The organism is Streptomyces sp. NPDC025793 (genome assembly GCF_055558375.1).
This window is the reverse complement of the sequence record NZ_JBVHMR010000060.1, coordinates 23,911-30,270: the sequence shown is the minus strand read 5'-3', so window position 1 is coordinate 30,270 and position 6,360 is coordinate 23,911. Positions and strand designations below refer to the sequence as shown.

Annotated in this window: 7 protein-coding genes; 4 read left to right on the top strand and 3 right to left on the bottom strand. The window is 70.4% G+C overall.

Annotated features, from left to right (window positions below; all coding sequences use genetic code 11):
• Together ACZ4MF_RS44325 and ACZ4MF_RS44320 are read left to right on the top strand one after the other, a co-directional pair.
• The coding region (locus tag ACZ4MF_RS44325; protein WP_467499487.1) for a transglycosylase SLT domain-containing protein at window positions 1–227 on the top strand (227 nt) is incomplete at its 5' end.
• A 145-nt stretch (window positions 228–372) separates the two neighbouring features.
• On the top strand, window positions 373–2,256 hold the full coding sequence (locus tag ACZ4MF_RS44320) for an eCIS core domain-containing protein (RefSeq protein ID WP_467499485.1): 1,884 nt from the start codon (window positions 373–375) through the stop codon (window positions 2,254–2,256).
• 34 nt (window positions 2,257–2,290) lie between these two features.
• On the opposite strand, the gene ACZ4MF_RS44315 is transcribed toward ACZ4MF_RS44320, so the two are convergent.
• Together ACZ4MF_RS44315 and ACZ4MF_RS44310 are read right to left on the bottom strand one after the other, a co-directional pair.
• Window positions 2,291–3,001 carry an alpha/beta hydrolase gene (locus ACZ4MF_RS44315; protein WP_467499483.1) on the bottom strand — a complete coding sequence of 237 codons (711 nt, stop codon included), beginning with the start codon at window positions 2,999–3,001 and terminating at the stop codon, window positions 2,291–2,293.
• 82 nt (window positions 3,002–3,083) lie between these two features.
• Complete coding sequence (locus ACZ4MF_RS44310; RefSeq protein WP_467499482.1) at window positions 3,084–3,881, bottom strand: hypothetical protein; 798 nt, start codon at window positions 3,879–3,881, stop codon at window positions 3,084–3,086.
• A 549-nt stretch (window positions 3,882–4,430) separates the two neighbouring features.
• On the opposite strand from ACZ4MF_RS44310, the gene ACZ4MF_RS44305 reads away from it, so the two are divergent.
• Window positions 4,431–4,556, top strand: a complete 126-nt coding sequence (locus ACZ4MF_RS44305) for a hypothetical protein (RefSeq protein WP_467499480.1) — start codon at window positions 4,431–4,433, stop codon at window positions 4,554–4,556.
• Window positions 4,553–5,269, top strand: coding sequence for a restriction endonuclease (locus ACZ4MF_RS44300; protein ID WP_467499478.1), 717 nt, complete (start codon window positions 4,553–4,555; stop codon window positions 5,267–5,269). The genes ACZ4MF_RS44305 and ACZ4MF_RS44300 overlap by 4 nt, the downstream gene beginning before the upstream one ends.
• A gap of 431 nt (window positions 5,270–5,700) precedes the next feature.
• Here ACZ4MF_RS44300 and ACZ4MF_RS44295 read toward each other — a convergent pair whose 3' ends face one another.
• Entirely contained in the window at window positions 5,701–6,303 is a 603-nt protein-coding gene (locus ACZ4MF_RS44295) for a TetR/AcrR family transcriptional regulator (RefSeq protein WP_467499476.1), read from the bottom strand.
• Between the last annotated feature and the right edge of the window lie 57 nt (window positions 6,304–6,360).

Below are 6,360 nucleotides of genomic sequence, written 5' to 3'. Positions count from 1 at the left end.
TGCGCGAGTCCGGCGGCAACCCCGCCGCCCAGAACAACTGGGACGTGAACGCGCAGAAGGGCACCCCCTCCAAGGGCCTGCTCCAGGTCATCGACGCCACCTTCAACGCCTACCACGTCTCCGGCACCGCCCACAGCGTCACGGACCCGGTCGCCAACATCACCGCGGCCGCCAACTACGCCGCTCACCGCTACGGCTCCATCGACAACGTCAACTCCGCCTACTGACCCCGGAGTCGGACGGGCTCGAAGCTGCCGCAACCGGAACCGACCAGGCAGCGACTCTGCCCGCACATTGCCCGTTTCGACCTGACGGTCGGGACCGTCCTCGCCCTACACCGGAACGGTAAGTCTCGGTGCGGTGAGGAGAGGCGTGCGCGGACACAAGAAGCAACCCGAGGATGCCACCGCGGCCGGGAACGCGCGCAAGACCGCCACGGAGCGGACGACGGAGCCGCGACGCCCGGAGCGTGCGGACACGCCGCGGCCGGAACCGCTGCGGCCGGACGCCGTGATCGCCTTGCAGCAGCTGATCGGCAACGCCGCGGTCGGCGAGGCACTCAGCCGGGCCAGGGCAGAGCACGCCGACGCGGCCGAACGCCAGTCCGCCTCGGTCGACGAGGTACTGCGCTCTCCCGGACGTCCCCTGGGCGATGCGGTACGTGCCGACATGGAGTCCGCGCTCGGCGCGGACTTCTCCGACGTCCGCGTGCACACCGACCGCGCGGCACACGAGTCCGCCACGTCGGTCGCCGCGCATGCCTACACCTCCGGCTCCCACATCGTCTTCCAGCGAGGCCGGTACGACACGGCGTCCGACTCCGGCCGCGAGGTGCTCGCCCACGAGTTGACACACGTCGTCCAGCAGCGCCGCGGCCCGGTCGCCGGTACGGACACCGGTGGCGGGCTGGCCATCAGTGATCCCTCGGACCGCTTCGAGCGCGAGGCGGAAAGGGTGGCGGCCGACGTCATGGCCGGCACCCCTGCCACACCCGCCGCGGCACCCCACGCCGGGGCCGCTCTGCCCGTCGCACGCCTGATATCGGTCGTCGAATTCCGGCGGAGGACCGCTGTCGGTCTCCTGGAGAAGCGCGGCTCCTCGATCGTGAGGGTCGAAGACGCTCTCGCCGCCTACCACCAGCTGCCGGTGAACAGCTACATGGCCAGGCGCCGGCAACTGGATGCGCTCAGGGCCGCCGCCGAGGAATACCGTGACCAGTCCAAGTCGGGAAGGCACCAACAGGCGGTCGACGCCCTGGTCGCCGAAAGCCACGCGGAATCCAACCGGATCCGGCTACCGGCCGTCATCGAGGAGATCCTGCGGCAGGTAGCGGCCCACGCGGAGATCTACCAGCAACTGGACGACGTCGACCGGGAAGCCGACCAGCTGGCGAAGGCGCGCGGTCTGCTGGCCGCGCAGGAGACGATCCTGCATCAGATCCAGGTCACCAACGCCCCCGTCGACAGCGACCTTTCCGCCGCCAACACCAACCTCGCGAACTGGCTGAACGGGGTCGTCAACGGCCTGTCGGAGGACGACCGGCGCCGCCTCGTCGAGGACGATCTACGGCTGCTGGGCGAGATCCGGTCGGACGCCGCCGCTCCGCAGATCACCCGGGACGTCCTCGGTGACCTGCTCGCGCACAGCGGCCTCGTCAAGTTCACGACCGGAATGCCGGGGACTTCGCTCTCGCCCGACGGAACTGCCGAGAAGTACACCATGAAGCACGCGCTGTCCCAGTCGGCAGGCGCGACGGAGCGCCTCGGCTCGCTCGCCCATGAACTCACCCACGTGGACGCGGGCGAGACCTACGGCAACAGTGAGATCCTGCTGCTTCTGAGGCAGGGGCTGAGCGATGACGAGATCCGGAATCTGGCCAGGGACCGGACAGCCCAGATCGACAGCCTGAAAGCACTGCTGAATCAGAGCCAGGCGCTGACCGCCGAGCAGAAGGACCTCTTCGCGGCCAAGTTGCAGTATGCCGTCGAGCCGATGAAGGGGGTCGGCCGTTACGCGACGCTCTTCAAGTCGAGCGGCAAGATCGATGACGCCACCCATGAACGGCTGATGCGCATCGAGCAACTGACCGCCCCCAACAGCTCCGTTGTCGTGGAATACGACACCGTCGTCACCCAACTTCTCGTCTACCTTCACCGATGGGCAGTGGATCAGCGGGAGCCGCTCTACGCCGCGGTCACCGAGCTGGCCACGCGACTGCGCGCCGACAGGAGCGCCGCCAAGTCCGCGACCTCCTAGGCGTCCTCCCCGCCGGCAACGCAGGTACCACCGGTCACAGCAGTGGACTGGGCCCCGTCCCGTAGCACTCCATGGGCAGGGGGTCCGGACAGCCGTCGGGGTCGACGAGGTGCGCGACGACGCTCGCGGCGGTGCGGTGCCAGAACCGGTGGCGCCGGAGCATCGCGTGGTCACCGTGCCGGACGACGGCCATCGCCGCTCCGGCCGCCGTGTCCCGGGCCCGGCGCACGTAGTCGGCCGAGTCACCGGGCGAGGTGACCCGGTCCCGATCGCCGTGCAGGGCGACCACACGACGGCCGGCCAGCTGGCGCACCGGCTCTCCCCTCGGCCACCAGGGCGCCAGGCCGAGCACCGCACACACCTGAGGATGGCCGGCGGCGTGCAGTGCGGCCCTCGCCCCCATGGAGTGTCCGACGAGGACGGTCGGCACCGGGCCGGCCAGCGCGGCGAGTTGGCGCAGCGCCTCGTCGGCGTCCGCCACCGGGTCGGCGCGGCTGCCGTTCCAGCCGCGTACGCGGTAGCGCACCTGGGCGATCAGTATGTCGTCGTGCGGCCGTGCGAGCGCGATGGCCCGCTGGAAGGGCGGCATGCGCAGTGCCGCGGGGTGCCAGCGGCGCGAGGGACGAAAACTGGTCTCGCTCCCGCCGTGCAGCAGGAGCACCGCAGCTCGCGGGCGCACCGGAACCAGGCGTGGTACGAGGGCGCCGCCGGGCGCGGGAAGAGACGGGGTTACGTCCTGGTGCACGCTGGGCGCTCCCTCTCGATCCGTGGGCCCCTGACGCGTCTGTCCGCCGCCGGGTGCCGTCGCCGACAATCTATCCGCCCCGTCAGTCGTCCAGCGCAGCCCTGATCGCTCGCTTCACGGTTGCCTGGAGGACGACGAACTCGGACTCGGTGATGGTGCCGCGCGTCGCGTCCATGATCTGGCGGTGGACGGGGCGCTGTCGGCCGTTCACCTGTCCGAGAGGGACCAGGGAGATGTCGTAACCGATCCAGTCGGCCTGCAGCAGGGCGGGCAGACCGAACTCGGACGGGGAGCGTTCGGACTCCATCGGAGCCTCCTGCAAGGAGGCGATGACCTGGAGCCGGATGTCGAAGCCGCGGGCCCGGACCTGGGGAACGAGATCCCTCAGACCGGTCTCCATCGCCAACTGTTCCGTGTTCACGGCGTTGGTACCGATGACGAGGTGTTCCGGAGCGCTTGGGCCGCCGTCACCGTCACCCGCCAGATGGCACCACTCGTACGTGGCGAGCTGCCCCACGCTTCCCCCGTTGCCAGGGCCCATCCACGCATGCGCCTGGGTGTTGCCCATGGCGGCGGCAGTGCTGCGCTGGCCGTCACGGCGGTCCACCTGCGGTCTGGCGGACAGCGCGGTGGCCCACCTCGTGGCGTTGCCCAGAGCGTCGAACCCCTGCGCGGACATGAAGCGCCGGTCGTTGTTGAGGAACTTCGGATCGTTGCGTCCGGCGGGAACGTAGAAGGTGACAGCCTGGGTGGTGTCGGACGGGAGCTGGGCAAGGCCTTGTCCGGCGGCGTCGCCCTGCTCCACGTAACCGTCGGGATCCAGCCCGTGGAGCTGCGCGGCTGTCTCCTTGTCGAGCCCGGAGGACGGATCGCCCCCCACCGGTCTTCGAAAGCGTACGTGCGCCCCCTGGACCGCCCGCCCGACCCGCGTGGAATCCTGCGCGTAATGGTGAACGGGGCATCGGTGTCTATCAGGGTCCGGCTCACAAGACCGTCGGGGTCGTTGGTGAGTTCGATCGTCTAGACGAAGAACGACGACTGGTAGGCGGCGGACCACTGGGTCTGTACCGCGTTGCCCCTGCGTCCCGAGAACTGGCGCGGTGGCGCGAACGAACTCTCGACCCGCAGCAGATCCACGTCGTCAGGGGACTGCCGGGTCAGCCACGCCTGCGGGATAACCGGTGGGACCGGCCGACGCCAGGTCCGGGCGGGCAGCAGGAGGTGCCCGGGCGGGCATGACGCTGTGCGCTGCGTCGGCGGCTGACCTGCGGTGCGGTATTCGGCCAGGTCCGATGGGTTTGTGCCATTCGTCGGCAACCTGCCTCCCGTATCGCCGAGGCGCCGCTACACATGAAGGCCGGGGTGGCGGCAGCGCGTTCCCTGTGGCGTGATGGCCGGTCATCGGGGGAGGTCTGGACGGTTGCTGACCATGGACGTGGCAGTGCTGCTCACGGTCGTCGTCTTCTTCTGGTTACGGCGCCCCGCTCCGGCGGGCCGGGGCGTCCTCGACGTTCTGACGCAGCCGGCGAGCGGCGTCAGAGGGGTCGGCCGGTGAGTCCCCGGACCCGTAAGGGGCGCCCGCAGGCGCGGCGGCGTACCCGAAGGCCTGCCAGAAGGCGGCGTCAGCGTGCGGACGACCGTCTGATCGGTCTCCTCGTGGCCGCGGTCCTGGGCATCGCGCTGGTGGTGGCCGTCGTCAACTGGCTGCTGGCGCACTGGTGGATCCTGGCCGTCGTCGCCGTGCTCGCGGCGCTGGTCGGTGGGGGCTGGTTCTACCAACGGCAGCAGGGGGCGCGGTGGGAGGCGGTGCGTGCGCAGGGCCTGCGGTACGCGCTGCCCGAGCTGGACGCCCTGCATCACACCCGGTTCGAGGACGCGGTACGGGACCTGATGCGCCGTGACGGCTGCCAGGACGCGCTCCGCGTCGGCGGCGGCGGGGACCTCGGCGCCGACGTGAAGGCCACCGACCCCTACGGGCGGCGCTGGGTGATCCAGTGCAAACACCGGCGCAACGGCCTGGCCGGCTCCGCGGTCGGCACACCGGAACTCCAGGTCCTCAACGGCACCGCCCGCCAGGTCCACGGCGCCGACATCGCGGTGATCGTCACGAACGGCCGCGTCACCGCGCCCGCCGTGGCCTTCGCCGAACAGCAGCGACTGCACGTCGTCGACCGCCACACCCTAGGGGTGTGGGCATCCGGCCCACGCCCCCTGTGGGAGCTGCTCCGCGCCGTCCCACCGCCACGCAGACCGTCCGGCCTCGCCTGAAGCCGTGACGGGCGTGGAGCGGGAGGCCGGTCGTGCTCGCCGGCTGTGACAGAGTGCGCCTGGCCATTTCGCTTCTGTCGCGGGGGCGGGGGAGTCTGGCATCGTGAAGTGTCCGGCCTGTCGCTCTCCCCCGTAGCGGCGGGCCGGGCGTCACGTTCACGGCGGCGGCTGGTGGCGGTCGTCCCGTGGCGTACTAGGGCCCGTCCGATGGGTTGCGTGACTGCCAAGTTGAAGGGCAGTGCCTGCTTCCGTAAGACCACGGTCTGCAAAGCACGGCACTCCGGACGCCTCGCAACTCACATGAGGTGGAGGCCGCTTCACAGGCATCGTCCGCCTACGTCTCGTGGGCGTAGCAGAAGCTCAGGGTGGCACGGTCGGCATGGCGAGAATTCCTCGCGGGTGTTCTGGCCCGGGGCGGCGGCGTCCGCGTTTCAGGGCCGGAAGATCCGGTCCAGGTGGTAGTGGAGGACGGCCGTGGCGGAGTCGGCGTCGCGCTGGCCCACCAGGACGCTGGTGCCGAGCCCCGCGGACATGGCCAGCAAGCCGACCGCTTCGGCGTGGGTGTCCGTGCCGGCCCGGAGCAGGCCGGCGTCCGCCGCCTGCCGCAGCAGCCCGGCGAGGGTGGTCTCGGCGGTGTCGGGATCCTTGATGAAGGGCTGGGCCGCGAGGGCCTCGTCGGTCACCGACAGCACGGCGTACGAGGTGTAGAGGTGATGGAACAGGCGGCTCTCCTCGTCGACCGGCAGGGCTGCCGTCAGCAGCGCCTCGATCACTGCCCGCGGTCCGGGGTTGTCATCGGCGGCGCGGATCTGGGCGGTCACCCGTTCCCCGAACCTGTCGGCCAGATGCCGCAGTCCGAAGAGGAGCAGCTTCTCCTTGGACTCGAAGTAGTACTGCACCAGCCGCAGTGAGACGCCCGCCTCGGCCGCCACGTCCCGCATACCCACAGCGTGCAGCCCTTGTCGTCCGGCGGCCCGGACGAGGGCCTGCGCGATCTCGGTGCGCCGCTCTGCGTGATCCACGCGCTTGGGCAATGGTCCGGCTCTCCGTTCGTCGGATCGTGTCTCCGATTTTTGATGATACAGCCGTAC